This window comes from Streptomyces sp. NPDC001903, from assembly GCF_042891345.1.
In the GTDB taxonomy this organism is placed as follows: domain Bacteria; phylum Actinomycetota; class Actinomycetes; order Streptomycetales; family Streptomycetaceae; genus Streptomyces.
This window is the reverse complement of sequence record NZ_JBIASZ010000036.1, coordinates 1-25,712: the sequence shown is the minus strand read 5'-3', so window position 1 is coordinate 25,712 and position 25,712 is coordinate 1. Positions and strand designations below refer to the sequence as shown.

The 25,712-nt window shown below is 75.0% G+C and carries 24 protein-coding genes; 13 read left to right on the top strand and 11 right to left on the bottom strand.

The annotated features are described in order from the left end of the window. Window positions 1-96: 96 nt before the first annotated feature. Window positions 97-1,242, bottom strand: coding sequence for a hypothetical protein (locus tag ACFYZS_RS39950; protein WP_389024358.1), 1,146 nt, complete (start codon window positions 1,240-1,242; stop codon window positions 97-99). A gap of 297 nt (window positions 1,243-1,539) precedes the next feature. On the opposite strand from ACFYZS_RS39950, the gene ACFYZS_RS39945 reads away from it, so the two are divergent. Further along, window positions 1,540-3,066, top strand: a complete 1,527-nt coding sequence (locus ACFYZS_RS39945; protein ID WP_389024355.1) for an FAD-binding oxidoreductase — start codon at window positions 1,540-1,542, stop codon at window positions 3,064-3,066. Between the two features lie 11 nt (window positions 3,067-3,077). After that, window positions 3,078-3,998 (top strand): serine protease, encoded by a 921-nt coding sequence (locus ACFYZS_RS39940; protein WP_389024352.1) that lies wholly within the window; start codon window positions 3,078-3,080, stop codon window positions 3,996-3,998. Here the strand turns inward: ACFYZS_RS39940 and ACFYZS_RS39935 are convergent. The 3 genes from ACFYZS_RS39935 to ACFYZS_RS39925 form a co-directional block, all read right to left on the bottom strand. Then, on the bottom strand, window positions 3,952-4,347 hold the full coding sequence (locus tag ACFYZS_RS39935; protein ID WP_389024350.1) for a hypothetical protein: 396 nt from the start codon (window positions 4,345-4,347) through the stop codon (window positions 3,952-3,954). The two genes, ACFYZS_RS39940 and ACFYZS_RS39935, sit on opposite strands and share 47 nt — an antisense overlap. 94 nt (window positions 4,348-4,441) lie before the next feature. Next, complete coding sequence (locus ACFYZS_RS39930) at window positions 4,442-4,984, bottom strand: HXXEE domain-containing protein (RefSeq protein ID WP_389024347.1); 543 nt, start codon at window positions 4,982-4,984, stop codon at window positions 4,442-4,444. Further along, the gene (locus ACFYZS_RS39925) at window positions 4,981-5,928 is read right to left on the bottom strand and encodes an AEC family transporter (protein ID WP_389024344.1); all 948 of its coding nucleotides are present in this window, start codon (window positions 5,926-5,928) and stop codon (window positions 4,981-4,983) included. Before ACFYZS_RS39925 ends, ACFYZS_RS39930 begins: the two co-directional genes overlap by 4 nt. A gap of 85 nt (window positions 5,929-6,013) precedes the next feature. Between ACFYZS_RS39925 and ACFYZS_RS39920 the strand changes: the two genes are divergently transcribed. The 4 genes from ACFYZS_RS39920 (at window position 6,014) to ACFYZS_RS39905 (ending at window position 10,416) form a co-directional block, all read left to right on the top strand. Beyond that, complete coding sequence (locus ACFYZS_RS39920) at window positions 6,014-7,354, top strand: sensor histidine kinase (RefSeq protein WP_389024341.1); 1,341 nt, start codon at window positions 6,014-6,016, stop codon at window positions 7,352-7,354. Then, on the top strand, window positions 7,351-8,031 hold the full coding sequence (locus ACFYZS_RS39915) for a response regulator transcription factor (protein WP_327134710.1): 681 nt from the start codon (window positions 7,351-7,353) through the stop codon (window positions 8,029-8,031). The genes ACFYZS_RS39920 and ACFYZS_RS39915 overlap by 4 nt, the downstream gene beginning before the upstream one ends. Window positions 8,032-8,164: 133 nt before the next feature. Then, window positions 8,165-9,208 (top strand): alpha/beta hydrolase, encoded by a 1,044-nt coding sequence (locus ACFYZS_RS39910; RefSeq protein ID WP_389024338.1) that lies wholly within the window; start codon window positions 8,165-8,167, stop codon window positions 9,206-9,208. Next, window positions 9,205-10,416: an acyltransferase gene (locus ACFYZS_RS39905; protein ID WP_389024336.1), complete on the top strand. Its 1,212-nt coding sequence runs from the start codon at window positions 9,205-9,207 to the stop codon at window positions 10,414-10,416. Before ACFYZS_RS39910 ends, ACFYZS_RS39905 begins: the two co-directional genes overlap by 4 nt. 106 nt (window positions 10,417-10,522) lie before the next feature. Here ACFYZS_RS39905 and ACFYZS_RS39900 read toward each other — a convergent pair whose 3' ends face one another. After that, entirely contained in the window at window positions 10,523-10,945 is a 423-nt protein-coding gene (locus ACFYZS_RS39900; protein WP_030873439.1) for a DUF350 domain-containing protein, read from the bottom strand. 126 nt (window positions 10,946-11,071) lie between these two features. Between ACFYZS_RS39900 and ACFYZS_RS39895 the strand changes: the two genes are divergently transcribed. Next, window positions 11,072-12,955, top strand: a complete 1,884-nt coding sequence (locus ACFYZS_RS39895; protein ID WP_389024333.1) for a GNAT family N-acetyltransferase — start codon at window positions 11,072-11,074, stop codon at window positions 12,953-12,955. Here the strand turns inward: ACFYZS_RS39895 and ACFYZS_RS39890 are convergent. After that, complete coding sequence (locus tag ACFYZS_RS39890) at window positions 12,916-15,024, bottom strand: AMP-binding protein (protein ID WP_389024330.1); 2,109 nt, start codon at window positions 15,022-15,024, stop codon at window positions 12,916-12,918. The genes ACFYZS_RS39895 and ACFYZS_RS39890 overlap by 40 nt on opposite strands. Before the next feature lie 128 nt (window positions 15,025-15,152). Between ACFYZS_RS39890 and ACFYZS_RS39885 the strand changes: the two genes are divergently transcribed. From ACFYZS_RS39885 to ACFYZS_RS39875, 3 genes are all read left to right on the top strand, one after another. Continuing rightward, on the top strand, window positions 15,153-17,066 hold the full coding sequence (locus tag ACFYZS_RS39885) for an ABC transporter ATP-binding protein (protein ID WP_389024327.1): 1,914 nt from the start codon (window positions 15,153-15,155) through the stop codon (window positions 17,064-17,066). 64 nt (window positions 17,067-17,130) lie between these two features. Then, entirely contained in the window at window positions 17,131-17,514 is a 384-nt protein-coding gene (locus ACFYZS_RS39880; RefSeq protein ID WP_389024324.1) for a VOC family protein, read from the top strand. A 46-nt stretch (window positions 17,515-17,560) separates the two neighbouring features. Beyond that, a complete protein-coding gene (locus ACFYZS_RS39875; protein ID WP_389024321.1) occupies window positions 17,561-18,505 on the top strand; it encodes an NAD(P)-dependent oxidoreductase in 945 nt (314 codons plus the stop codon). Between the two features lie 22 nt (window positions 18,506-18,527). Here ACFYZS_RS39875 and ACFYZS_RS39870 read toward each other — a convergent pair whose 3' ends face one another. Continuing rightward, window positions 18,528-19,244, bottom strand: coding sequence for a FadR/GntR family transcriptional regulator (locus tag ACFYZS_RS39870; RefSeq protein WP_389024318.1), 717 nt, complete (start codon window positions 19,242-19,244; stop codon window positions 18,528-18,530). Between the two features lie 106 nt (window positions 19,245-19,350). Here ACFYZS_RS39870 and ACFYZS_RS39865 point away from each other — a divergent pair, with 106 nt between their 5' ends. Both ACFYZS_RS39865 and ACFYZS_RS39860 read left to right on the top strand, forming a co-directional pair. After that, window positions 19,351-19,926 carry a gluconokinase gene (locus tag ACFYZS_RS39865; protein WP_389024316.1) on the top strand — a complete coding sequence of 192 codons (576 nt, stop codon included), beginning with the start codon at window positions 19,351-19,353 and terminating at the stop codon, window positions 19,924-19,926. A 12-nt stretch (window positions 19,927-19,938) separates the two neighbouring features. Continuing rightward, complete coding sequence (locus ACFYZS_RS39860; protein WP_389024313.1) at window positions 19,939-21,336, top strand: gluconate:H+ symporter; 1,398 nt, start codon at window positions 19,939-19,941, stop codon at window positions 21,334-21,336. Here the strand turns inward: ACFYZS_RS39860 and ACFYZS_RS39855 are convergent. The 4 genes from ACFYZS_RS39855 to ACFYZS_RS39840 all read right to left on the bottom strand — a co-directional run bounded on the left by ACFYZS_RS39855 (window position 21,322) and on the right by ACFYZS_RS39840 (window position 24,669). Continuing rightward, complete coding sequence (locus tag ACFYZS_RS39855; RefSeq protein ID WP_389024310.1) at window positions 21,322-21,582, bottom strand: hypothetical protein; 261 nt, start codon at window positions 21,580-21,582, stop codon at window positions 21,322-21,324. The two genes, ACFYZS_RS39860 and ACFYZS_RS39855, sit on opposite strands and share 15 nt — an antisense overlap. Beyond that, window positions 21,579-22,385: a hypothetical protein gene (locus tag ACFYZS_RS39850; protein WP_389024307.1), complete on the bottom strand. Its 807-nt coding sequence runs from the start codon at window positions 22,383-22,385 to the stop codon at window positions 21,579-21,581. The genes ACFYZS_RS39855 and ACFYZS_RS39850 overlap by 4 nt, the downstream gene beginning before the upstream one ends. Window positions 22,386-22,434: 49 nt before the next feature. Beyond that, window positions 22,435-23,655: a cytochrome P450 gene (locus ACFYZS_RS39845; protein ID WP_389024305.1), complete on the bottom strand. Its 1,221-nt coding sequence runs from the start codon at window positions 23,653-23,655 to the stop codon at window positions 22,435-22,437. 249 nt (window positions 23,656-23,904) lie between these two features. Further along, window positions 23,905-24,669 (bottom strand): hypothetical protein, encoded by a 765-nt coding sequence (locus tag ACFYZS_RS39840; RefSeq protein WP_389024303.1) that lies wholly within the window; start codon window positions 24,667-24,669, stop codon window positions 23,905-23,907. A 159-nt stretch (window positions 24,670-24,828) separates the two neighbouring features. On the opposite strand from ACFYZS_RS39840, the gene ACFYZS_RS39835 reads away from it, so the two are divergent. Next, window positions 24,829-25,578 (top strand): ATP-grasp domain-containing protein, encoded by a 750-nt coding sequence (locus tag ACFYZS_RS39835; RefSeq protein WP_389024300.1) that lies wholly within the window; start codon window positions 24,829-24,831, stop codon window positions 25,576-25,578. Window positions 25,579-25,712 lie beyond the last annotated feature (134 nt).

The following is a 25,712-nucleotide window of genomic DNA, read 5'->3' as shown; positions in this document are numbered from 1 at the left end:
TCCGTGCGGTGAGTTCCTAGACAGCTCCCACCACACCGGAGGTCTTCGCCATGTTCAAGACCCGCCCAGTGTCAACAACGCTCGTGATCAATACATCTAGGCCGTGGCGTCGACGCTGCCCTCCAGCACCTCCAGCCGGTGCTGCGTCAGCCGCAGGAGGCGCGGTTCGAGGCTCGGCAAGGCCCGCAGCAGCCGGACCAGTTCGGGGCCGGAGTCCCGGGCCGCCGCCTGGTCCTTGAGCTGCGTCCAGCAGTACAGGGCGCCCGCCGCGGCCGCGAGGACCTCGGGGGCGTCCGGCGGCTGGTGCTCCAGGCGGGTGTGCCCCGCGTTGATCCAGAGCTGGGTCGCCGAGCGGTAGTTCCCCGCCATCCGGGCGAGGTCGGCCCGGATCTCGGCCCAGTGGGTGGCCTCGGGCGAGGTGTGCCCGTGGGTCTGGAGGACGTGCTGCTCCCAGGCCTGGGCGAGGGTGGCGGCCTCCTGGTGCCGGCCGCCGGAGGCGAGGGCGTGGATGTGCGGTCGCGGGTCGGGAATCTGCTCCTGCGGTGCCTGCGGGGCGGTGGAGGCGCTGAGTTCGCGCGTGGCGGGCAGGACGAGGGTGCCGGGCGGCAGGGCGGCGGCTCCGACGGCGAAGGCGTGCAGTTGGAGGTTGGTGGGGCGGGTGGGGCTGCGGCGCAGCTGGTCGATCCAGTGCCGGGTGTACGCGCTGACCTGGTGGGGCCCGCCGGCGAAGGCGGGCGGGACGACCACCCCGTACACCTCGGCGGAGGGTGAGGCGGGCAGGCTCCCGTACTCCTGGAGCACCGGCCAGGCGGATTTGTCGGCGACGAGGTCGAGCACCACCGTGGTCGGGCCGGTGGTGCGGGCCGCGAGCTCGGTCCCCAGCCAGTCCCAGGGCAGGGCCGTGTAGCGGACGGTGGAGGCCGTGGTCCCCGCGAGCGCCAAGTGCAGGCCGTGCCCGCGGCGGTCGAGCGTGAGCCGCCCGGAGAGGTAGACGAGCAGCGGCCCCGGGGTCGCCGCGGCGGCGCGCAGCCGCATCAGCACGGTGTTGGGATCCCGGGCGCCGTCGAGGTACGTGGTGTCACTGGGGGCGTGGCTGTTCAGCAGCACGGATGCGGGCAGCACTCCGAGCGCGGCCAGATTCGCGCTGGGCGCGACCTGGACGGCCCGCCGCCGTACGGCGGCGTCGCCCGCTATGAGAAGAACATGCCCCCGCTGCTGCCTGCCGGCTCCGTCGATCTGCATGGGCAGACCGTACTCACCTCACGCCCCCGTCGCAGCCCAGGGGTTCGAACGATACCCTTGCGCCCCTCGCCGACCGGCCTGATCGGGCACCCGCGGGCACCCCCGGACCCGCCTTCGACAGACCCGTACGTGTCGGTCCCCGCGCCCGAGACGATTCGGGGCCGCGCGGCCGCGCGCGAGGGGGCTTCCGCAGGGTGGGCGGCTTCGCCCGCCGGGGCGTGGGCCGTTCGGGGGGCAGCGCCCTCCCCCTGGGCCCGCCTTCGCCGCGATCGGGCCGGGCGATGGCAGGAAGGAGGAATGAGCCTCCATCGCCGCCGGTTGCTGGGCGCCGCACCCGCAGTCGTGCTGGCCGCCCTCGGAGCCAACGGCGCGCACGCCCGCGCTCCCGATTGGGCGGCGCTCGCGCGCGGGATCGACGGGCGGGTGGTGCCGGCGGGCGACACCGACTACGCCGAGGCCCGGCAGCTGTTCCAGCCCCGGTACGACACCGTCGCGCCGGGCGCGGTGGCCTACCCCGCGCACGCCGCCGACGTGGCCGTCTGCCTGGACTTCGCCCGCCGCTCCGCCGTCCCCGTCGTGCCGCGGAGCGGCGGCCACGGCTACGCCGGCTGGTCCACCTGCGCCGGCGGGCTCGTGGTCGACGTCGGCGCCATGGCGGGGCTCGCCGTCGAAGGCGCGGCCGCCGTACGCATCGGCGCCGGGGCCCGGCTCGGCGACGTCAACCGGAGCCTCGCCGAGCGGAACCTCGCCGTGCCGACCGGGCTGTGCCCCACCGTCGGGATCGCCGGACTCACCCTGGGCGGCGGGCTCGGCCTCGCCTCCCGCGCCCACGGGACCACCTCCGACGCCCTGACCGGCGCCACCGTCGTCACCCCCGACGGCGTCGTGCGCGAGGTCGACGCCACCCGTGACCCGGACCTGTTCTGGGCCCTGCGCGGCGGCGGGGGCGGCAACTTCGGCGTGGTCACACAGTTCCGCTTCCGCACCCACCCGGCCGCCGACTGCGCCTACGCCGAACTCCACTGGCCCGAGGCCGACTCCGCCGCCCTGCTGCGCGGCTGGCAGCGCTGGCTGGCCGCCCTCCCCGACCCCTTCTGGAGCCAGGTCGAGTTCCTGGTCGAAGGCGGCCCGGCCCCCGCCCCCGCCCCCGCCGTACGCGTCCTGTGCCTCGACGGGCGCGCCGAGCTCGAGCGGCAGCTGACCCGCCTGTCCGACCTGGTCGGCCGGCCGCTACGGGACAGCTGGATCGTCGTGCGCACCTACGAGGAGACCCTGCGGGCCATGTCGGGCTGTTCGGAGCAGAGCGCAGCGCAGTGCCATCTGCCCGGCACCCTGCCCGGCCGCACCCCCGAGGGGGGCATCGGCCGGGACTCGTACGGCGGGCGCTCCGACATCTGGGGCGCGGCCGGGCTGCCCGACGCGGGTGTCGCCGCGGTGCTGGCCGCCGTACGCCGCTACGGGAGGAGCGCGCCGGCCGGGGGCCTGGGAGTCGTCCAGTTCACCGGCGAGCTCGGCGGCGCCGTGAACCGGCCGGCCGCCGCCGACACCGCGTTCGTGCACCGCGACGGTGCCTTCCTCACCCAGTACCTCGCGTACTGGCCCGCCTCCGCCACGCCCGCGCAGGTGGCCGCGCACCAGGGCTGGCTCGACGGGCTGTGGCAGGACCTGCGCCCCTGGGCGGGCGGCCGCGCGTACCAGAACTACATCGATCCGAAACTGCCCGGCTGGCGCGAGGCGTACTACGGGCCGAACCTCGCCCGCCTCGAAGAGGTCCGGCGCGCCTACGACCCGGACCGGCTGTTCCGCTTCCCGCAGGCCATCTAGAGGAGCTCGACATGCGACGTACGTTGACCGTGGCGGCGGCGACGGCCGCCCTGCTGCTGCCGGCCGGACCGCTTCCGGTGGCCGAGGCCGGGAGCGCCATGCCGCCGCCCGGCCGGTGGTCCGCCCGCGAGGCGGCGAGCTTCTGGACGGCCGACCGCATGGCGTCCGCGGCCCCCATGACCCCCGCGTCCGCGATCGCTGCCACGGACCCCGGCACCGGGCAGGACTTCGACGGGATCCCGGTCGTCGGCCGGATGTTCGTGATGAAGGGCGGCGGCGCGTACTTCTGCACCGCGAGCGTGGTCTCCTCCCCCGGCCGCGACCTGGTGCTCAGCGCGGCGCACTGCCTGCTGGGCACCGACGCCCGCCAGGTGGCCTTCGTACCGCTGTACACGGCGGACAACCCGCAGCCGTACGGGATGTTCCCGGTGCTGCGGGCCGCGGACGGCAAGTCCAAGGTGTGGATCGACCCGCGCTACAAGAGCCTGGGCGCCGACAAGGGGGCCACGCTCGACGTGGCCTTCGCGCAGGTCGGGCCGGACGCCGACGGGTTCCCCGTCGAGGACGTGGTCGGCGGGAACCGCCTGGTCACCGGCGCCGGTTACGAGCACGCGAAGGTGTCGCTGGTCGGCTACCCGGCATCGGCCGCGCGCCCGCGGCTGTGCGTGAACCGCACGACCAAGTTCACCAGCAAGGATCCGGGGATCCCCGGATCGTTCCTGCGGATCGACTGCACCGGATACCCGGGCGGCACCAGTGGCGGCCCCTTCCTGAAGAACTACGACAAGGTGACCGAGACCGGGGACGTCGTCGGGGTCATCGGCGGCTGGAAGACCGGCGGGGACACCGCCGACACCTCGTACAGCTCGTACTTCGGCCCGGAGATCAAGAAGTTGTACGAGCAGGCGGTTGCCGGGGCAAAGGCGGGGTGAGCACCCGGACCCAGCGGGTGCGCCGCGGGTTGCCCACGGTGCGCGGGGTCGCGGGGATCCCGTCGGCGGTCAACTGGTCGGCGGGCGGGAGCCCGAGCTGGCGGCGCAGGTCGGCGAGGGCGGCGTGGACCGGGGCCAGGAGGACCTCGGCGCGCGGATGGGCGTACGCGAGCGCGTGCGCGGTGGTCTCGATGGTCTCGGCGGCGTCCTCGGCCGCCGTACGGCTCCACCCGCCGGGCTCGGCGGAGCTCCAGGGGGCGACGGCGTCGTAGAGGTGGCAGGCGGCATCGGCCGCGGCGTCGGCCCGTTCACCGACGCCCGGCGCCGCGATGGTCGGCAGCAGCTCCATGCCGGGTCAACGACCGAAGCCCCCGCGGGGAACGAGCGGCGGGCCGCCGGTTCCCCGGCGGGGCTCACCCCGGCGGGGCTCACCTCGTCGGGGCTCACCCCAGGCGGCGGGCCACCGCCTGCGCTCCCGCCGCGCTCACGGCGGCCAGGGCCAGCCCCTGCGCGACTTCGCGCACCCCTACGGGCCGCAGCACCCCGGCGCGGCGCAGCCGGCCGCGCGCCCAGAGGGTGAACGGGACGACGAGGAGCGGGGAGGTGACCACGCCGGGGGTGTAGCCGCGGGTGGCGGCCGCCTGCCCGAGGTGGACGAGGCCGTGCAGGCCGAAGGCGTTCAGGCTCGTCTGGTAGAAGGCGGACCGGCCGCCCGTGCGGTGCCCGTCGGCGGCCGCCGCGGCGACGATGACGCCCATCACCCCGACGGCGCGGGCGAACTGCCGGCCGTCGGTGCTGCCCAGGACGTCCCAGACGCGGTCGGGGACGCGGGGGTGGCGCTCGCGGAGTGCGGGGACCCGGGTGCGGGACCAGCGTCCCACGGTCGCCACCTCCTCCAGGTCGTGCACGGCCCAGGCGGCCAGCAGCCCCCAGCCGGCGGCGGCAACGGCGGTGCCCGCGGCCGCAGTTCGTATCGGTGTGCTCATGAGGCCACAGTCTGCAGCCAGAAGGGGAGCAACAGGAGCGACACGACCGAACTCTTGATCACCAGCGAGGCGGAGAGGTCCACGCCCACGTCGTAGCGCTGGGCGAAGACGAACAGGTTCTGCGGGGTGGGCATCGCGGCGATCAGGACGAGGTACGTCAGCCACTCCCCCCGTACGCCGAACAGCAGACCGCACACCGCCCAGGCCAGGAGGGGGAAGGCCAGGCACTTGAAGGCGATGAGGGCCATCTCCTCGCGGGAGGTGCCCCGGACGTCCAGTCCTACGCCGCCGAGGTGCAGGCCGAGGGCGAACAGGGCGATCGGGGAGGCGCTGTCGCCGACGAAGGCCGCGCCCTCCAGGACCACCTTAGGCAGGTGCACCGAGAGGAGGTTGAGGACGATGCCGGCGTTGCAGGCCAGGACCACCGGGGTGGCGAGCGAGGCGCCGACGGCCCGCGAGAGCCGCTGCCCGGGGCCGCCCGCGGCCGGCCCGGCGCGGCCCAGCTCCATGATGGAGATGACGACGAGGGAGAGCACGCAGACCTGGAAGAGCAGGACGGGGAAGATCGGCGCGGCCGTCCCGAAGAAGGTGATGAACACGGGGACGGCGAAGTAGGCGGTGTTCACCTGGACTCCGGCCATCACGCGCAGCGCCACGTCACGCGGGTCCCGTAGGCCGCGGACGCCCGAGGCGAAGGCTATGAGGAGCACGGCGAGGGCGGCGGCCGCGGCGTAGGCGCCGATCGCGTGCCAGTCGAAGAGGGCGCCGAGGTCGCTGCCGTAGATGTTGCCGAAGAGGTAGCAGGGGACGGCGAAGAGGAAGGCGTAGTCGGCGAAGGCCTTGGAGGCCTCGGCCGGGACGGCCTTGCGGCGGGCGAGCAGTACGCCTCCGCCGAAGGCCAGCAGCACCGGTACGAGCTTTTCGAGTGCCGCTGCCGTGCCCATGCGTACCGGATCCCCCTGTGATCGATTCGCGAGCAGCGTACTCCTGCCCCGCTCGAAGACCACTGGCGCATAGTCTGGACCGATCATGAGCGATCGCGATGAAGCCCGCCCTCCCGCCCCGGCTCCCTCGGAGGGTCCCCGGGCGCCGCTGCGGTTCACGGCGGTGCTGCGCACGCCCGCCCGGGCGGCGGAGCCCCTGTTCGCGCGGGCGCCGAAGGCCTGGCAGCGGATGCTGCCGTACGTCGTGGCCGGCATCTTCGTGGTGTCGCTGCTGCCCGCGACCATCGCCGTGCTGACCAACGACTACAAGGCGGGCGGTGGCTGGGCGGGGGCGCTGGGCGTGGCCCAGACCGTGCCGCTGCTGCTGGCGGTGACGCGGCCGCTGCCCGCGTGGGCTCTGGTGCTGGCCGCGGACACGGTCGGGGCGGTGGTGCTGACCCACGCCGACCGGGTGGCGGGGCACGCGTGGCCGTGGACCCCGATGTGCATCGTCGGCTATCTGGTGCTGATGGTCTGCCTGGGGCTGCGCGAGTCGATCCGGACGCTGATCGGGGTGTGGCTGGTGACGGGCGCCGTCGGGGTGGTGCTCGGCTTCTTCGAGCCCGACGGGGTGACGACCACGGCCGCGCTGCTCTTCGTGCTGAGCGGGAGCCTCCTCGCCGTGACCGGGGCGCTGCGCGGGATCGGCGACGCCCAGCAGCGGGTCGCCGAGCAGGAGAGCATCAGCGAGGCCGAGCGGGCACGGCGGACGCTGCTGGAGGAACGGGCGCGGATCGCGCGGGAGCTGCACGACGTGGTGGCCCACCACATGTCGGTGATCACCGTGCAGGCGGATTCCGCGCCGTACCGGCTGCCCGGCATGCCGGAGCCGGTGCAGGAGGAGTTCGCGGCGATCGCGGCCAGTGCGCGCGAGTCGCTGGGCGAGATGCGGCGGCTGCTGACGGTGCTGCGCAGCGACGCGGCGAACGGCGGGGACGCGGCGCCCGGCGGCTCGGGTGCGCTGGCCCCGCAGCCGGGGATCGGCCGGATCCAGCAGCTGGTGGAGGCGACCGTACGGGCCGGGCAGCCGGTGGAGTTGTCGCTCGCGGCCGGGGCGGAGCGGGTGGCACCGCCGGCCGTGGACCTGTCGGCGTACCGGATCGTGCAGGAGGCGCTGGCGAACGTGGTGCGGCACGCCCCGGGCGCCGAGACCCGCGTCTCGGTGACGCACGACGCCGGGGAGGTCCTCGTGCTCGTGGTGAACGGCCCGGCGGCCCGGGACGCGGTGGTGGAGCCGGGCGGTTCGGGCACCGGGCACGGCCTGGTCGGCATGCAGGAGCGCGTACGGTTGACGGGCGGGACGCTGGACACCGGTCCGCTGCCCGACGGCGGCTTCCGGGTCGCGGCCCGCCTGCCCTTGAACGACGTGACCGAGGAACCCAGTTGACCATCCGTGTGATCATCGTCGACGACCAGGCCATGGTGCGGGCGGGGTTCGCCGCCCTGCTGTCGGCGCAGGCCGACATCGACGTGGTGGGCGAGGCCCCCGACGGGCGGCAGGGGGTGCAGGTCTCGCGCACCGCGCATCCGGACGTGGTGCTGATGGACGTGCGCATGCCGGAGATGGACGGGCTGGCGGCGGCCCGGGAACTGCTCAGCCCGCCGCCGGGGGTGGTCCACCGGCCGAAGGTGCTGATGCTGACCACCTTCGACATCGACGACTACGTGTACGAGGCGCTGCGCGCGGGCGCCTCCGGGTTCCTGTTGAAGGACGCGCCGCCGGCCGACCTGATCGCGGCGGTCCGGGTGGTCGCCTCGGGCGAGGCGCTGCTGGCGCCCTCGGTGACCCGGCGGCTGATCGCGGACTTCGTCCAGCAGCGGCCCGCCCCGCGCAAGGACCCGGCGCTGCGGCTGAAGGGGCTGACCCCGCGGGAGACCGAGGTGCTGGAGCTGATCGCGCGCGGGCTCTCGAACCAGGAGATCGCCGGGCACCTGGTGCTGGCCGAGCAGACCGTGAAGACGCACATCGGGCGGGTGCTGGCCAAGCTGGACCTGCGGGACCGGGCCCAGGCCGTGATCTTCGCCTACGAGGCGGGGCTGGTCCGGCCCGGCGACTCGGACTGACTTCCCGCGCCACGGACCGGCTTCTCCTCCACCCCCTACCGGGGTATGACATCCGACTTGGCTCCACGGTCCGACGTCCGCTTCGACACCTTCTCCTTACCTTCCTCCTCGTCACGAGGAGAGGAGAAGGGGCATGCGCCGCTTCGGAAGGACCCTGGCCACCGCCGCACTGGCCGTGGCTGTGGTCGGGGGGACCGCGGGATGGGCCTCCGGCGACAGCCAGCGGGCGGTCACCGGACCGCCGCCCGGCACCGCCGCCTGGCGGGCCGACACCGCGTCCGGCCGGTCGCTGCCCGACCCGGCGAGCGCCTCGCCGCGGGACGTGGCCCGGTTCTTCGCCGGGCTGGACGACTCCGCACGGCAGGAGCTCGTACGCCGCCACCCGCTGGTGGTGGGCAACCTCGACGGCGCCCCGGTCACCCTCAGGTACGAGGCCAACCGGCTGGCCGTCCTCGCGACGGGCGAGGCGCGCTACGCCTCGCTCGCCTCCCCGGGCCGTCAGATCCTGGCCTTCGATCCGCGCGGGCGCGGCCAGGTCGCCGAGGTCTTCGGGAATCTGGGGCGGGCCGCGCACGTCTCGGTCATCGTGCCGGGTTCGGACAGCGACGCCACCACGTACGACGCGAAGCGCGCGCCGAACACCGGGCCGGCCGGGATGGCCCGCTCCCTGCACGCCGCGGCCGGCCCGGACACCGCGGTGGTGGCCTGGGCCGGCTACACCACCCCCGTCGGAGTCGGTCTGGACGCGGCCTCCGGGCGGCTCGCCGAGGCGGGCGCCGACCGGCTGGCCCGGTTCACGGCGGGGCTCGACGCGGTCGGCGCACCCGACCCGGTGCTGTTCTGCCACAGCTACGGCTCGGTGGTCGGGGGCCTCGCCGCCGGGCGTACGGACGCCGGCGACATCGTGGTGTTCGGCTCCCCCGGCATGCGCGCCGACACCGCCGCCGATCTGCACACCCGCGCCCGCGTCTGGGCGGCCCGGGGCCCCTCCGACTGGATCGGCGACGTGCCGAACGTGGAGTTCGCGGGCATCGGCCACGGCACCGATCCGACCTCCGCCGACTTCGGCGCCCGCAAGGTGCCCGCCGCCGACGTGCACGGCCACACCGGATACCTCGTACCCGGAACCCAGTCCCTGGCGGCCTTCGCCGCGATCGCGAAGGGAGAGGTCCGATGAGCACGCTGGTCCGGCTGAGGAAGGCCGCCGACCGCATCGAGCGGCAGACCCCCGTCCACCGCGACCGGGCCGTCGACGGGCTGCGCGCCCTGGCCCTGCTGGCCGTGCCGACCGGGCACTGGCTGCTCGGGGGCTTCACCCTCGACGCGGAGGGCGGCCTGCACAACGCCAGCCCGCTCTCCGCCTTCGGCGCTCTGGCCCCGGCCGGCTGGGTGCTCCAGATGCTCGGCATCTTCTTCCTGGTCGGCGGCTACGCCTCGGTGCTGTCCTACCACCGCCGCAAGGGGTCCGCCGGGGAGTGGCTGCGGGGCAGGATCGCCCGGCTGGGACGGCCGGTGCTCGGGGTCACGGCGGTGTGGGCGCTGGCCGCGCCGGTGCTGTACGCGGCGGGCGTGCCCGAGGCCACGCTGCGCACGGGTGCCACGCTGGTGATCCAGCCGCTGTGGTTCGTCGGGGTGTACGTGGTGGTGACCGCGCTGACCCCGTACTGCGTACGGGCGGCGCGCCGGCTCGGCGACTGGGCGGCGGCCCCGCTGCTCGCCTCGGTCGCGGTGGTGGACTTCCTGCGGTACGGACCGTTCGCCGAGTCCGTGCCCTCCTGGCTGGCGGTGGTGAACATCCTGCCGGGCTGGCTGTTCGCGTACCAGCTGGGCGTGTCGTGGGGTGAGGGGCGGATCGGCAGGCGCGGCGCCTGGCTGCTGCTGGCGGGCGGGACCCTGCTGTTCGCGGCGCTGCTGGCGGTGTTCCACTACCCGGCCTCGATGGTGGGCGTGCCGGGCGAGGCGCGGACCAACTCGCACCCGCCGTCGCTGCTGGTGCCGGCCCTGGCCGCGGCGCAGTCGGGGGCGGCGATGCTGCTGCGCGACCGGCTGGCGAGGCTGCTCGCCCGGCCGGCGCTGTGGGCCCCGGTGGTCGTGGTCAACCTGTGCGCGATGACGATCCTGTGCTGGCACCAGAGCGCCATGCTGGCGGCGGCCGTTCCCGGTTCGTTCTTCGGCGGGCTGACGGGTCTGACGACGGCGCCGGACAGTCTCGGCTGGATCGCGGCACGGCTGGCGTGGATGCCGGTGTTCGCGGTGCTGCTGGTGTGCATCGCCCGGTACGCGCGCCGGTTCGAGGAGCCGTGGACCCGGGCCACGGCGGTGCGGCGCACGCTCGCGGGGGTGCTTGCGGCCGGGTTCGCGGTGTTCGCGCTGGGGCTCGCGTAGCACCCGTACCCGGCCCGTGCGGTGACGAGACGGGCGAGGAGAGACGAGAGCGCCGCTCCCCGCGGGGGGCGGCGCTCTCGTCATGTCCGCGTGGCGGGCGGGCGGTTCAGGCGATCGAGGCGGCGACGATGGCGGCCACCGCCAGGTTGCAGGAGGCCGTGACCCACACCGCCGGGTGCGGCTCCGGGTCGACGACGATCGCGCCCAGCTTGCCGGGGGTCACCCAGTCCAGCACCAGGAAGGCGAGACCCATCAGGACCAGGCCCAGCAGGCCGAACGCGGCGGTGGACAGCAGCCCCTTGCCGAAGTCGTCGTAGGTGGTCCAGATCGAGGTGAAGACGATCCCGCCGACGCCCAGGAGCGCGGAGCTCAGCATGACGGCCGCGTTCCGGTTGCGCTCCTCCCAGATCTGCTTGGGGAGCTTCCCGGGCGTCAGCACGTCCACCAGGACGATGCCGAGGATCAGCAGGACCAGGCCGAGGGCGCCGTAGGCGCTGGTGCGGCCGAGTCCGTTGATGATGTCGCTCATTGAGAAGCCGTTCTCCGCGGGGGTAGGAAGGACCTGCCGTACGTGACGGGACACCTCCCGTCAGGGGGGCTCAGGGTGGCCGAATCTATCGCACGGCCTCGCGGCGGGCCATGGGGAGGTCAGGGAATGGTAAAGCTCAGGGCGGCGCGGCCCGGTGAGGCGGAGGAACTCACCGCTCTCGTGCTCCGCTCCAAGGCGTACTGGGGGTACGACGCCGCGTTCCTGGCCTCGTGCGAGCCGGAACTGCGCATCCGGGCCGCGGAGGTGGCGGACCGCCGCATCGTGGTGGCGGAGGAGGCGGCCGGCGGCCGGGTGCTGGGACTGGCCTCCGTGGAGGGGGCGCCGCCGGCGGCCCGGCTGGGGCTGCTGTTCGTGGAGCCGGAGGCCATCGGCCGGGGCGTGGGGCGGCGGCTCTACCGGGACGCGCTGCGCCGGGCCGCCGGGCTTGGCTTCCGCAGGCTGCTCGTCGACGCCGATCCGCACGCGGCGGGGTTCTACCGGGCGATGGGCGCGCTGGGTCCGTCCGGTTCGCGCCCGGCCGGCGCCGACGGCGACGCCGGCGCCGACGACGAACCGCCCGCCGGGCTGGTGCGGTTCGAGGCGGCGCCCGCGCCGCTCGCCGACTGGGCGCGCGCCTGGACGGGCGGCGGACCCGCCGTGCACGTGGGCAACGTCGCCGAGTACAACGCCCAGTTCGCCGACGCCTCCCTGAACCGCGAGCAGCGGGCCGCCCGCCACTACGCCTGCCTGGCCGCCTTCTACAGTCCCTGGCCGGGGGCGCTGGTCCTGCCCGCGGCGGTGCCCGCGGGCTGGCTCCGGCAGGTCGGGCGCCTCCTGGAATGGGAGGGGGTGGAGGTGTACGACGGCCTGGCGGACGGGGGTTCGGGGCTGCCGGCCGCTGCCGGGCCGCCGGATGCCGGGTTGTCGGTTGGCGGGTTGTCGGATGCCGTACGGGCCAGGCCGGCGCTGGCCGGGCGGCTCACCTCGGCCGGGCTGCCCCTCGTACCGTGGGGGCGGACGGCGGGCTTCGCCCGGCTGGCCGGGCGGCCGTGGCAGCCCCGCGACCTGCGGTACGAGTCCAAGTCGGCGGCGCACGGGCTGTTCGGCCGGATCCTGGCGGGCGGCGGGCACCCGCGGATCCTGCTCCCCGGGCAGTGGCCGGCCCCCACCCGGCGGGCGGCGGCCAGACTGCTGGCCGCGCGGGCCAAGGCGGGCGAGAGCACGGTGCTGAAGTCGGAGCACGGTGTCGGCGGTTCGGGCACCACCGTGGTGGGCCCCGACCGGGTACGCGCCGCGGGCAGCGCCCGCGCCGTGCTGCGCACCCTCCCGCGCGGGCCCCTGCTGGTGGAGGAGTACGTGTCCGGCCCGGCCGGACCGGGGGAACCGCGGGACCTGACGTACGACGGGTTCGTGGACGAGGCGGGCCGGGTGCACGAGGTGGGCGGCGCCGTGATGGACGTGGCGGGCGCCGGCTACCGCGGAGCGACGGTCGGCCCCGGGGTGGTGCCCGCGTGGGCGGAGGAACCGCTGCTCGCGTTCGGGGAGGCGGTGGGCCGGGAGCTGTCGGCCGCCGGCTACCGGGGCTGGTTCGACGTGGACTTCGTCGCCGACGGGGCGGGGCGGCTGGCGCCGACCGAGACGAACCTGCGGCTCACCGGGCCGTCCATCGCCTTCATGGTGGCGGCCCGGCTCGACGCGCTGCGCGGCGCCGGGCATTTCGTACGGATCGCGGACCGGGTGGAGCTCGGGGCCAGGCTGCCCGAGGCCGCCCTCGACGAACTGTGCGAGGTGCTGGAGCGGGGCTGCGCGGAACTCGGGGCGGTCTTCCTCCCCGCGATCCCGACGGGCGCCTTCGATCCCGCGCCCTGGCTGGGCGTGCTGGTGGCCGCGCACGGCAGGGAGGTGCTGGACGCGGCCGAGGCACTGGTACGGGCGGAGGCGCTCGCCGTGGGGGCGGCGTTCACCGGGGATCAGCGGGCGGAGGGGCCGCCCGGGTCCCCGACTTCGTAGAAGTCGAAGGGCGAGGACGGTTTGCGGGTGACGTGGAAGGCGAGGACGACGGCCGCGATCATCAGCGGGATGTTGAACACGTAGACGAGCGCGGCCTGCACCGGCCAGTCGTGCTTGGCCGCGAGCCGGTAGAAGTTGTCCTGCGGCCACCAGGCGATCAGCAGGTAGACCACCGCCAGGTGCGCGGCCGTGGTGAGGCCGGGGCTCCCGCCCGGGCCGTGGCGCAGCATCATCGCGCGGCCGCCGAAGAGGAACACCAGCCCGGCGGCGAACGAGGCTCCCTCGAAGAGGTAGAGCACGAAGAAGAGGAAGGCCCACGGGTTGGGCACGCCGCCGAGGTCGGTCGAGCCCGGCCAGAAGATCTTCGAGAGGAGGAGGAAGAACAGGCCGGTGCCGACGAGGAAGGCAATGCCGCAGCCGATGATCCCGAGCGGTGTGGGGGTGCCGCCGCCGGCGGCCGTGTACTTCCCGGAGCCCCCCGCGCCGCCCTGGCCCGGCTTCCCCGTGAGCACGGGCTGGGGCAGGGCCTGCCGGTTCTCCTGGCCGCCGCGGTTGCGGGGCAGGGTGCGCAGCCGGATCACGGCGTGCGGTACCTGCGTTCGGGGCAGCTTCCCCGCGAGGTGTTCGCGCAGCTGACCGCCGTCCGGCAGGTCGACGGCCGGGGGCCGGGACTGCGCGTCGGCGGGCGGTGCCACATGGGCGATCAGCCGCCGTGCACCGCTGGGCCCGTCCGGGACCTCGGCCACCAGCGCGGCGCCGATGTCCTGGTGGCTGCGGATGACGGCTTCGATGCCGTGCGGGTCGAACGCGCCGTCGGCCGTGGCGATCCGGTCCCGCAGCCGGCCGCGGAACTCCAGCAGCCCGTCGGGGCGGAGCTCCGCGAGATCGCCGGTGGGGATCGCGTCACCGCCCTCGGGCGGGGTGAGGCGCAGCTCCCCGTCGCGGACGTCCGCCCGGCAGCCGGGGAAGGGGGTGCCGATCAGGGAGAGCTGCTCGGGTTCGTCCAACGGGCGGGGCAGTTGGGGAAGTTCGAACCAGGTGCCGGTGCCCGCCGTCTCGGTGAGCCCGTACGCGTTCAGCAGCCGGGCGCCCGCCCTGAGCCTGCTGTGCAGGGCGTCCTGCTCGTCGAGGAAGAGCCGGTCGCCGGTGACCGTGACCAGGCGCAGGGACCGAAGGGCCGGGTCCCCCTCGCGTCGTCCGCGCGCGCCGCCTCCCTCCGCGGATCCCTCGCCGGGTCGGGCGGCGGCCGCGGGATCGCGCAGGAGCAGCCGGGTCGCACCCGCGGGGTCGGTGTGCACCACGCTGACCTGCTCGGTCTCGACGGCCCGGCGGATCCCGTCGGGCGTCCAGGGCGCGCGCTCGGGCACCACGAGGGCGCCGCCGGAGCACAGGGCGCGGGTCCAACCGGCGGCGAAGGCGGTGAGGTCCGGGCCGTGGGTGATCAGGTGGCGGTCCTCGGGGAGCGGCCGGATGACCTCGGCCCAGCTCTCGTGGGCGGCGAGCAGCCGGGCGTGCCCGACGGGGACGGCGCGCGGGAACGCCGCTCCGGTGAACAGGACGGCGGCCGTCCCTCCGGGCTCGGGCCGCTCCGGCGCTTCGGTGGGCCGGCCGGATATCGCGGCCGCCTCCGCACCGAGGCGGATCACCCGCAGCCCGCTGCCGTCGTCCAGCCGGGCGTGGTGCGCGGCGTCGGTGAGCAGGACGTACGGCGTGAGGGCGGCGAGCTGCCGCTGCGCGGTGAACGGGACCTCGACGTCGATGACGGCATAGGCCCCGCCGGCCTTGAGGGCGGCCAGGAGGGCGACGACGATCTCGGTCCGGCGGGCGGTCCCGATGGCCACGACGGCGCCGGACGGCAGTCCGTCGGCTATGAGGTGGTGCGCCAACTGGTTTGCGCGGACGTCCAGTTGCGCGTAGGTGAGACTGTCCGCGCCGGCGATGACGGCGTACGCCCGCGGAGTGTCCCGCGCCCGTCGCCCGAACAGGTGCAAGACGGTGTCGGCGGTCGTCCGACCGGAGCGATCGGGCCCTGGTTCCTGCGTCGATCCCTGCGTCGATCCCTGGGTCATTCCCCGATGATGACACCCCCCGCCGACAGTCCACAGGATGCCGAACATCCCCCGTACGAGCGGGGGTTCGGTACCGATCCGGCCAATACATTGACCTAAAGTTTGGTTGAGGTCTTAGCGTTCCCCGCATGGACATGGAAGTCACCGCCTGGACATCGCTGCACAGCGCGATGAACGCCCAGCAGGACCGGCGCCCGCTCTCCCGGGCGAGCCTGCGCCGGGTCGCCGCATTCGCCCGCCCGCACCGCCGCGGGCTCACCCTCTTCCTGCTGCTCAGCGTGGTGACCGCGCTGCTCGCGGTGGCCACCCCGGTCCTCGCCAGCCGGGTGGTCACCGCCATCGTGGACGGCAGGGACAGCGGCTCGGTCACCCGGCTCGCGCTGCTCATCGCGGTGATCGCGGTCGCGGAGGCGGGGCTCGGGCTGCTCACGCGCAAGCTGTCGGCCACCCTCGGGGAGGGGCTGATCCTGGACCTGCGCACGGCCGTCTTCGACCACGTGCAGCGGATGCCGGTCGCCTTCTTCACCCGTACCCGCACCGGCGCTCTGGTCAGCCGGCTCAACAACGACGTGATCGGCGCCCAGCGGGCGTTCAGCAACACCCTGTCGGGGGTGGTCGCCAACACGGTGACCCTGGTGCTCACGCTGGCCGTGATGCTGGGCATCTCCTGGCAGATCACCCTGCTGGCCCTCGTCCTGCTGCCGGTGTTCGTCCTGCCGGCCCGCCGCATGGGCGTGCGGATGGCCGCCATGCAGCGGGAGGCCTCGACGCTGAACGCGGCGATGGGCACGCAGATGACGGAGCGTTTCTCCGCACCCGGCGCCACCCTCGTCAAGCTCTTCGGGCGGCCCGCCGACGAGTCGGCCGAGTTCGCGGCGCGGGCGGCGCGGGTACGGGACATCGGGATCCGTACGGCGATGGCCCAGTCCGCGTTCATCACCGCGCTCACGCTGGTCTCGGCCCTCGCGCTCGCCCTCGTCTACGGGCTCGGCGGCCACTACGCCCTGCGCGGGACCCTCGACGCCGGCAACGTCGTCGCCCTCGCCCTGCTGCTCACCCGGCTGTACGCCCCGCTGACCTCGCTCGCCGGCGCCCGCGTCGAGGTGATGAGCGCGCTGGTGAGCTTCGAGCGGGTCTTCGAGATCCTCGACCTGAAGCCGCTCATCGAGCGGAAGCCGGACGCCCGCCGGGTGCCGGAGGGGCCGGTGGCCGTGGAGTTCGACCGGGTCTCCTTCGGCTACCCCTCCCCCGACAAGGTCTCGCTCGCCTCCCTGGAGGAGGTCGCCGTCCTCGACGCCCGGGGCGGTACGCAGGTCCTGCACGAGGTGTCCTTCCGCGCCGAGCCCGGGCAGATGGTCGCCCTCGTCGGCTCGTCCGGCGCCGGCAAGTCGACCATCGCGCAGCTGCTGCCGCGGCTGTACGACGCCGACGCGGGCGCCGTCCGCCTGGGCGGGATCGACGTACGCGACCTCACGGCCGACTCGATCCGGGAGACGCTCGGCATGGTCACCCAGGACGGGCACCTCTTCCACGAGTCGGTGCGGTCCAACCTGCTGCTGGCGCGGCCGGAGGCGAGCGAGGAGGAGGTCTGGGAGGCCCTGCGCCGCTCGCGGCTGGACGGGCTGGTCGCCTCGCTGCCGGACGGACTGGACACGGTGGTCGGCGAGCGCGGCTACCGCCTCTCGGGCGGCGAGCGCCAGCGGCTGACCATCGCGAGGCTGCTGCTGGCACGGCAGCGGGTGGTGATCCTGGACGAGGCGACGGCGCACCTGGACTCCACTTCGGAGGCGGCGGTCCAGGAAGCCCTGGGCGAGGCGCTGGCGGGCCGGACCGCGGTGGTGATCGCGCACCGGCTGTCGACCGTGCAGGCGGCCGACCTGATCCTGGTCGTCGAGGAGGGCCGGATCGTGGAGCGCGGTACGCACCGGGATCTGCTGGCCGCGGGCGGGCGGTACGAGGAGCTGTACCGGACCCAGTTCGCGGCGGGGGACGCGGCATCGCAGGCCGCTCCGGGCGGCGCCGTACCGGCTGCGGGCGCATGATGCCGGAGGGCCCGCGAGCGGCGGGCCGCCGCCGAGCACCGACCGTGGAGCACGTGGAGCACCGATGGACATCAAGCTGGAGCTGGTCGCCGTCCCCGTCACCGATGTCGACCGGGCCAAGGCCTTCTACGAGCGGGTCGGCTTCCACGCCGACCACGACGTCACCGTGAGCGAGGACATCCGCTTCGTGCAGCTGACCCCGCCGGGATCGGCCTGCTCGATCGCCCTGGGCAAGGGGCTCACCCGGATGGCCCCGGGCTCCCTGGACAACATGCAGGTCGTCGTCGCCGACATCGAGGAGGCGTACGAGGACCTGCGCGGCCGGGGCATCGAGGTGACGGAGATCCAGGACATGCCGTGGGGCTCGTTCGTCTACTTCTCCGACCCGGACGGCAACGGCTGGGCGGTCCAGCAGACGACCCCGCGCACGGCGGCCGCCGAAGGCTAGGCCGCGCCCTCCGGATCGCGCCGGGCCCGCGGGCGCCGGGCGTGGGATGACCCGCCGGGCGGGGTGCGGCGCCCAGACTGGACGGACTGGACGTATCCGGAAGGGAAGTGACGCCGTGAACACTGTCGCGCTGCTGGGCACCGGGATCATGGGCTCGGGGATGGGGCGGAACCTGTTGCGGGCCGGGTTGGGGCTGCGGGTGTGGAACCGGACCCGGGAGAGGGCCGAACCGCTGGCCGCGGAAGGCGCGGTGGTCGTGGACACCCCGGCCGAGGCGGTCGCCGGGGCGGATGTGGTGCTGACCATGCTGACGGACGGCGCGGCCGTGGCGCAGGCGATGGCCGCCGCCGCGCCGGGGCTGCGCGCGGGGCAGGTGTGGGCGCAGATGAGCACGGTCGGCGTGGTCGCGCTCGACGAACTGGCCGGCTTCGCCCGGGAGCACGGCCTGGTGTTCGTGGACGCCCCGGTGCAGGGCACCCGGCAGCCGGCCGAGGCCGGGACGCTGGTCGTACTGGCCTCCGGCCCGGCCGATCCGCGGCTGGGCCCGGTGTTCGACGCGGTGGGCGCCAAGACGCTGTGGGCCGGGGCGGAGGCGGGGGCCGCGACCCGGCTGAAGCTGACCACGGTCGGGTACGCGATCACGTTGACGGCGGCGGTCGGCGAGGCCCTCGCGCTGGCGGAGGGGCTGGGGGTGGATCCGGGCCTGTTCGCGCAGGCACTGACCGGCGGCCCGATGGACAACCCGTACCTCCAGGCGAAGATGAAGGCCGTCCTGGAACGGGACTTCGCGCCCAGTTTCACGGTGTACGGCGCCGAGAAGGACACCGGCCTGATCGCGGAGGCGGCGGACGGCGCGGGGGTCGCGGTCGACCTGGCCCGGGCCACGGGAGCCCGCATGCGGCGCGCGGCGGCGGGGGGCCACGCCGAGGAGGACATGGCCGCCGCCTACTACGCGGGCTTCGAGACCGCGCCCGTGGGGACGGCTTCTTGAGCCCGTTCCAGCAGTAGCAGCGTCACGGGGAGGTGGGCGCCGGGGCGAGGACGTCGAGTTCCTCCAGGGCGCCCACCGCGATCTGCCGGGTCAGGGACTCGGCACGCTCCGCGTCGCCCTCCCGTACCGCCTCGGCGACTTGGACGTGGAGGGTGACGGCGGCGGGGTCGGGGTCGGGGAACATCACGGCGTGCTGCGTACGGCCGGTCAGGACCTCGGCGACGACGTCGCCGAGCCGGGCGAACATCTCGTTGCCGGAGGCGTTCAGCACGATCCGGTGGAAGTCGATGTCGTGGCGCAGGTACGCGTCGAGCTGGTGGCCGCGCGAGGTGCTGACCATCCCGAGGGCGGCCTCGGTGAGCGCGGCGCACTGGCCGGGGGTGGCCCGGGCGGCGGCGAGGCCGGCCGCGACCGGCTCGATCGCGGAGCGCAGCACGGTCAGTGAGCGCAGCTGGCGGGGGCGGTCGGCGCCGGCGAGGCGCCAGCGGATGACGCGCGGGTCGTAGACGTTCCATTCCTCGGCGGGGCGCACGGTGACGCCGACCCGGCGGCGGGACTCGACCAGCTGCATGGACTCGAGGACCCGGACGACCTCGCGGACCACGGTGCGCGAGGCGTCGAAGCGCTCCGCGATCTCGTCGGTGCGCAGGACGCTGCCGGGCGGGTGCTCGCCCGCGGTGATGGCGAGGCCGAGGGTGTCCAGCACGTGGGAGTGGAGTCCCTGGCCTTCTGTGGTCATGGCGTAAGCGTACGGTGACCCCTCGGCGGACAAAAGATGTGATGTTTTGCCGTCAGACTCTTGAATAAGTACTACTTAATAGGTTTCAGTGAGGGCGCACGAACCGATGTCGACGAAGACAGCGAGGTACGAGGTGAGCGGCACCCAGCGCGTGCTGGTGGTGATGGGCGTGGCAGGCACGGGCAAGACGACCGTGGGCCGGCTGCTCGCGGACGCGCTCGGCCTTCCGTACGTGGAGGGCGACGCGTTCCACCCGGCGGCGAACGTCGCCAAGATGTCCGCCGGCATCCCGCTGGACGACGCCGACCGCCGGCCCTGGCTGGACGCCATCGGCGCCTGGATCAGCGCCCGGCCGGCCGGGCAGGGCGCGGTGGTGGCCTCGTCGGCGCTCAAGCGCGCGTACCGCGACCGGCTGCGCACCGCCGCGCCCGACGCGGTGTTCGTGCACCTGACCGGCGAGCGCCCGCTGATCGAGCGGCGCATGGCGGCGCGTACGGGCCACTTCATGCCGACCGCGCTGCTGGACTCGCAGTTCGCCACGCTGGAGCCGCTCCGGCAGGACGAACTCGGCGTCGTCGTCGACGTGTCCGGATCACCCGAGGAGATCACCGGGCGGGCCCTGGCGGCGCTGTCCGCGCTGCCCGGCGTCCGCCCGGCCGCCGCTCCCTCCCGAGAGAACTGAGGAACCCCCACCGTGACAGGTCTCAGCGTCGAGATACTGGCAGCGGCCGCGCCCGCCCCGATCACGTCGGCCGGGAACACCCAGCTGGGCATGGCCGTCCTCGCGGGTATCGCCGTCATCGTCCTGCTCATCACCCGCCTCAAGCTGCACGCCTTCCTGGCGCTGACGGTCGGCTCGCTCGCCCTCGGAGTGTTCGCGGGCGCCCCGCTGGACAAGACCATCGCGAGTTTCACGGCCGGGCTCGGCGCCACGGTCGCGGGGGTCGGCGTACTGATCGCGCTCGGCGCGATCCTCGGCCGGCTGCTCGCGGACTCGGGCGGCGCGGACGAGATCGTCGACACCATCCTGGCCAAGGCCAAGGGCCGGGCGATGCCCTGGGCCATGGTGCTGATCGCCTCGGTGATCGGACTGCCGCTCTTCTTCGAGGTCGGCATCGTGCTGCTGATCCCGGTGGTGCTGCTGGTGGCCAAGCGCGGCAACTACTCGCTGATGCGGATCGGCATCCCGGCGCTGGCCGGCCTGTCCGTGATGCACGGGCTGATCCCGCCGCACCCCGGCCCGCTCGTCGCCATCGACGCGCTGCACGCGAACCTCGGCGTGACCCTCGCGCTCGGCGTGGTGGTGGCGATCCCGACCGTGATCATCGCCGGTCCGCTGTTCTCCCGGTTCGCGGCCCGCTGGGTGGACATCCCGGCCCCCGAGAACATGATCCCGCAGCGGCCCTCGGCGGAGCTGGAGCACCGCCCCCGGTTCGGGGCCACGGTGTTCACCGTGCTGCTGCCGGTCGCGCTGATGCTGGTCAAGGCGCTTGTTGACATCGTTGTCGACGATCCGGCGAGCGGCCTGCAGCGGGTCACGGACGTCGCGGGTTCCCCGCTGATCGCACTCCTCGCGGCGGTGCTGGTGGGCATGTTCACCCTCGGCCGGGCGGCCGGGTTCACCAAGGAGCGGCTCTCGACGACGGTGGAGAAGTCGCTGGCCCCGATCGCGGGCATCCTGCTCATCGTGGGCGCGGGCGGGGGCTTCAAGCAGACCCTCATCGACGCCGGCGTCGGCCGGATGATCCTGGACCTGTCGGAGGGCTGGTCGATATCGGCCCTGCTGCTGGCCTGGCTCATCGCCGTGGCCATCCGGCTCGCGACGGGCTCGGCGACCGTCGCCACGATCTCGGCGGCGGGACTGGTCGCCCCGCTCGCCGCGGGCATGTCCACCACGGAGACGGCACTGCTGGTGCTGGCGATCGGATCCGGCTCGCTGTTCTTCAGCCACGTCAACGACGCCGGATTCTGGCTGGTCAAGGAGTACTTCGGGATGACGGTCGGACAGACGATCAAGACCTGGTCGGTGATGGAGACCATCATCTCCGTGGTCGGGCTGGGCTTCGTCCTGCTCCTGTCACTGGTCCTCTAGCTCCCTCTTGCGGCCGCCGTCCTCCAACTGGTCGGCGGCCGCGGCGAGGCCGTTCGCGGCGGTGGCGCAGCGGTCGGCCAGGGCGGCGACCTCGGCGCGGAACGCGTCGGCCCGCGGGCCCTGCCAGACCAGCGCTTCGGCTGCCGCGCGCAGCCGGAGCGCATGGGTGCGCAGGGCCGCGGAGTGGCCGCGCAGGCCGTCGGCCGGGTCCGGCGGGCAGGGCCGGAGCCGGGGGGCGGCGTTCACCGGCTGCGCCACGGCTGGACGAGGAGGATGCCGCCGGTGCCGAGCAGCCCGATGGTGTGGACGCAGCCCTGGTGCGGGGCGGCGGGGGCGGGGCGCTGCCCCTGATCGCGGTCGCGGCACCGGTCCCGGTCTCGGTCCCGGTCCCGGTCCCGGTCTCGGTCGAAGAACGCCCGGACGGCGGCGCCGAGTCCGAGCAGCGGTTCCGCGGGCACGGCCCGGCCGGTGGCCACCTGCCAGCCCGCGTGGTCGTTGAAGGGGTTCGCGTCGGTCAGCGCGTTCCAGGCGAACAGGTCGGCGAAGGACGGGGAGAGCAGCGCGAACGCCCGCTCGGCGCCCCGGTCCCGCATCAGCCGGCGGAACACCCTGACCGCCGCCGCCTGCCGGTCCTCGTCCACGGCCCGCAGGATGGCCGCGCAGTCGGGGTCCTCCAGCAGATCGGGCCGCTCCGTGCTCGCCGCCCGGATGCGGGCCTTGAGTCCGCAGACGGCGAGGCTGACGGCGAGGCTCTCGCGGCCGGTGAGGATCCCGGCGAACCAGCCGGCCCGGGCCACACCCCGGCCGCGCGGGGCCCAGCCCAGGCCCGCCGGGTCGGTGAGGGTGCGCAGCAGGGTGCGCCAGCCGTGCCGGGAGCCGGTGCGGCGGCGACCCAGGGCGGCGGCCGGGAGCCGGGTGCCGAGGGCCAGTTCGGAGGCGTGCCGGGCGGCTTCGCCGACGGCGTCGGCGGCCTCGGCGAGCTCGCGGCACAGGGCGTCGAGCAGCTCGGCTTCCGGGTCGGTGGGCGCGGAGGTCGCGGCGTCGGACATGGAATCCTCGCGGGATGTCGTTGGGGAGGGGGCTTCGCCGACGGGGGCGTCAGCGTCGGGTGAGGGTGAGCCGGATGCCGCGCGGGTCCAGTGCCACGGGCAGCGGTCCCGGCGGGTCGAGCACCGGCCGGGTGGCCGTGATCCGCCGTCGGCGCAGGACTTCGGCGCACAGCGCGGTGGTGATCAGCAGGCCGAGCCGGTCGCCCGGGCAGCGGCCCGGGCCGTGGCCGAAGGGGGCCATCCGGATGTCCTCGTCCGCGCCGGGGGTCTTCCACCGGCCCGGTACGAAGACGTGCGCGGCCGGCACGTGCTCCGGGTCGCGCTGGTGGAAGTGGGCGGGCAGCAGGACGGTGGTGCCGGCGGGGTGGCGTACGCCCCGCCACTCGGTCTCGGTACGGGTGACGCGGACCAGGTCGGGCACCGCCGGGTACAGGCGCAGGCACTCCCGTACGCAGGCCCGCAGCCGGGGCAGTTCCCCGGCGGCGGTGCTTCCGGCGGCTTCTGCGGCCGCGGCGTCCAGTTCGGCGGGGTGGGCGGCGAGCAGGAGCAGGGTGCGCAGCATCGTGGCGGGGATGCCGTCCATGGCCCGCAGGGCCTGTTCCTCGCGGTCGGCGCAGGCGGCGGAGCGCCCGAGCAGGGTGTGCCCTCCGTCGGCCGCGCCGCGGCGGCGGAGCCGGCCGAACAGGCCGGCGGGTTGCCCGCCGCCCGCGGCCGCTGCGGCCGCCGCACCGGCCGCAGCGGCCGCGCCGTCGCCGAGTACGATCCGGCGGGCCGCGCGGGCCACGGCCTGCCGGGCGCGGGCCAGGTCGAGGGTGGCGGCGGCGGTGAGGTGCCGGGCCTCCTCGGCGACGACGGCGCGGACCGCGGCGCAGGGGCGGACCGCGTCGGGTCCGGGCGACAGAGCGGCGACGGGCTCGGTTTCGTAGAACTGCCGCAGTTCCTGCCGGTCGAGCAGGACGAGTACGGCTCCGGACAGCCCGCGCACGAGTACCGGGGCACCGCCGTGGCGGGCCCGCAGGGCGCGCAGCGCATCGGCCGAGAAGGCCGGACGGGCGCCGCCGGAGCCGCGGCCGCGGACGAGGAGCGGGAGCGCGCGGCCGGCCGCGAAGCGGACGGCCCCGGCGCGGCCGGCCCGTGTCTGCTGCCCGCGCGACACGGCGGACTGGGTCGTACCGGGACCGGTCATGGCCGCACCACCTCCCAGGGGTCGTGCCGCCGGGGCGAGGTCCTCCGGCAGGACGTCCGGGGCGGCCTCGTGAAGCGTGCGCATCCGGGTACCTCCGCGCGCGGCCGGAAACCAACGGTCGGTGACATCGCCCTCACCGTACGTCGGCCCCGCGACACCCGCGCCCCGAGCACTACCCGGGCGGATCCGACCCGGCGGGCGGCGCGGCCGCGCCGAGAGCGGCGGAAAGGCAGGAGGCGAAGCCGTCATCCCCCGGCGCCCGGGGCGATCGCAGCTGCCGGCCGAGCGCCACGGCCGCACCGGCCGGCACCCCCCGTTCGATCAGCATCCGGGCTACGCCGGGCCCCCGGCCGGAGCCGGCGCGAAGGCCGCTTCACGGAAGGGCGTGCGGAGGGGGCCCGCGGGGTGGGCGGGGTGGAGGAGGGCCCAGCGGTGGAGGCGGGGGGAGAGCCAGACCGTCGGGGTTTCGCCGTAGGACCAGGTCCCGTGGGGGGCCGGGTGCCACAGGAGGCCGCGGGCCGGGGTCAGCTCGCCGGTGCGGATGCGCAGGGAGTCGGTGATCCAGGCACGGGTGAGGGGGTGCTCCGCCGGGGAGAGGAGGTGGCTCAGGAAGCGGACGAGGTCGGCCGGGGGCGCGTGCAGGGCGCCGTCGGCGAAGCCGGTGCCGGTCATGCCGAGGGGGTGCCAGATCCGGGTGGCGGCGAGTTCGGCGAGGGGACTGCCGGTGAGGTGCTCGGCGAGGCGGGTGAGGGTGTCGTGGGCCTCGGGGCCGGTGGAGTGGCTCAGCAGGTGGTGCGTGGTGGTCCCGGGGGCGGCTTCCACCCCGTACGCCGCGAGGGGGGTGTGCAGCCGGAGGGCCTCCTCGGCCACCAGGCTCCCGATCACGGGCCACAGGGCGAGTACGGGCAGCAGCCCGCCGACCTCGCGGGCCGGGGATTCCTCCGCCGATCCCGCGTGCAGCCCGTCCGGCCCGCCGACCGCCCAGAGCGCGTCGGGATCCGCGGCCTGGAGCACTCCCCGGATCCGGGCTTCCACGCCGGCTCCGCCGGCTGCGTCGGCTGCGTCGGCCGCGTCCGCGCGGTCGCTTTGGAGCGTCATGGGCTCCACGCTAGCCACCGCCCGGCGGGGCCCGCCGGTCCGGCACCCCGGAGGTGGCCGGATTCGCCCCGGGCCACCCGAATGCCTGCCGCGCTCCCGGCACCCCGCGCCGCGGAAAACCGCGTGCCGTCCGCCGGGGCGCCTGGCAGGGTCTGCCCGGTGACCCTGATCCTGCCGCCCCGCATCACCGACTCCGCCGCCCGGCTCCGGGACGCCGCCCGCGCACGCGGGCTGGGCACCGTACGGCTGGAGTCCTTCGCCGTGCCCGACGGCCTGCGGGCACGGCATCTGCACGCCGGTCCGGCGTTCGCCGATGCCGTGGCGGCGCGGCTCGGGATCGGGCTGCTGGAGGCCCCGGCCGACTGGCTGGCGCGGCTGCCCCGCGAGTTCACCGGCCGGGAGGTCCGCCTGGTGCCGATCCGCGAGGCCTACGCACTGCGCCGGCCCGTCTTCGTGAAGTCGCCCAACGACAAGTCGATCCCGGCCCTCGTCTATGCCGACGGCTCCCGCCTCCCCGGCCCGGACGCCGTGGACCCGGAGACCGAGGTGCTGGTCAGCGATGTCACGCGCTTCACGGCCGAATACCGGATGCACCTCCTCGACGGCGCCGTGCACACCGCGAGCCGCTACGCCGAGGACGGCCGTCTGAGCCCCGGCCCGGCGGCCGCCGAAGCGGTCGCCTTCGCCGAGCGGCTGCCGTTCGACACCCTCCCGTCCGCGATCGTGGTCGACGTCGGTGTGGCGGACGGCCGCTGGTCGGTGATCGAGGCCAACGCCGCGTGGGCCAGCGGCACGTACGTCTGCGATCCGCAGCGCGCGCTCGACGTGGTCCTGCGCGCCGCCGCCCCGCTGGACTCCTTCACGGACAGCGACCGGGCGTTCCTGCGCCAGGGGGTGTCGTCAAAGTAGCTTCGTCCGCCCGTGAGGGCGGGGCCGGCGGGGTCTGGCGCGTGTGATCGCAAGGCGGAGGAGAGAGGCGACGCTCGCGTCGTCGACCGACGACAACGCGGCGAGCGCGCGTGCCGGACCCCGCCGGCCAGAAG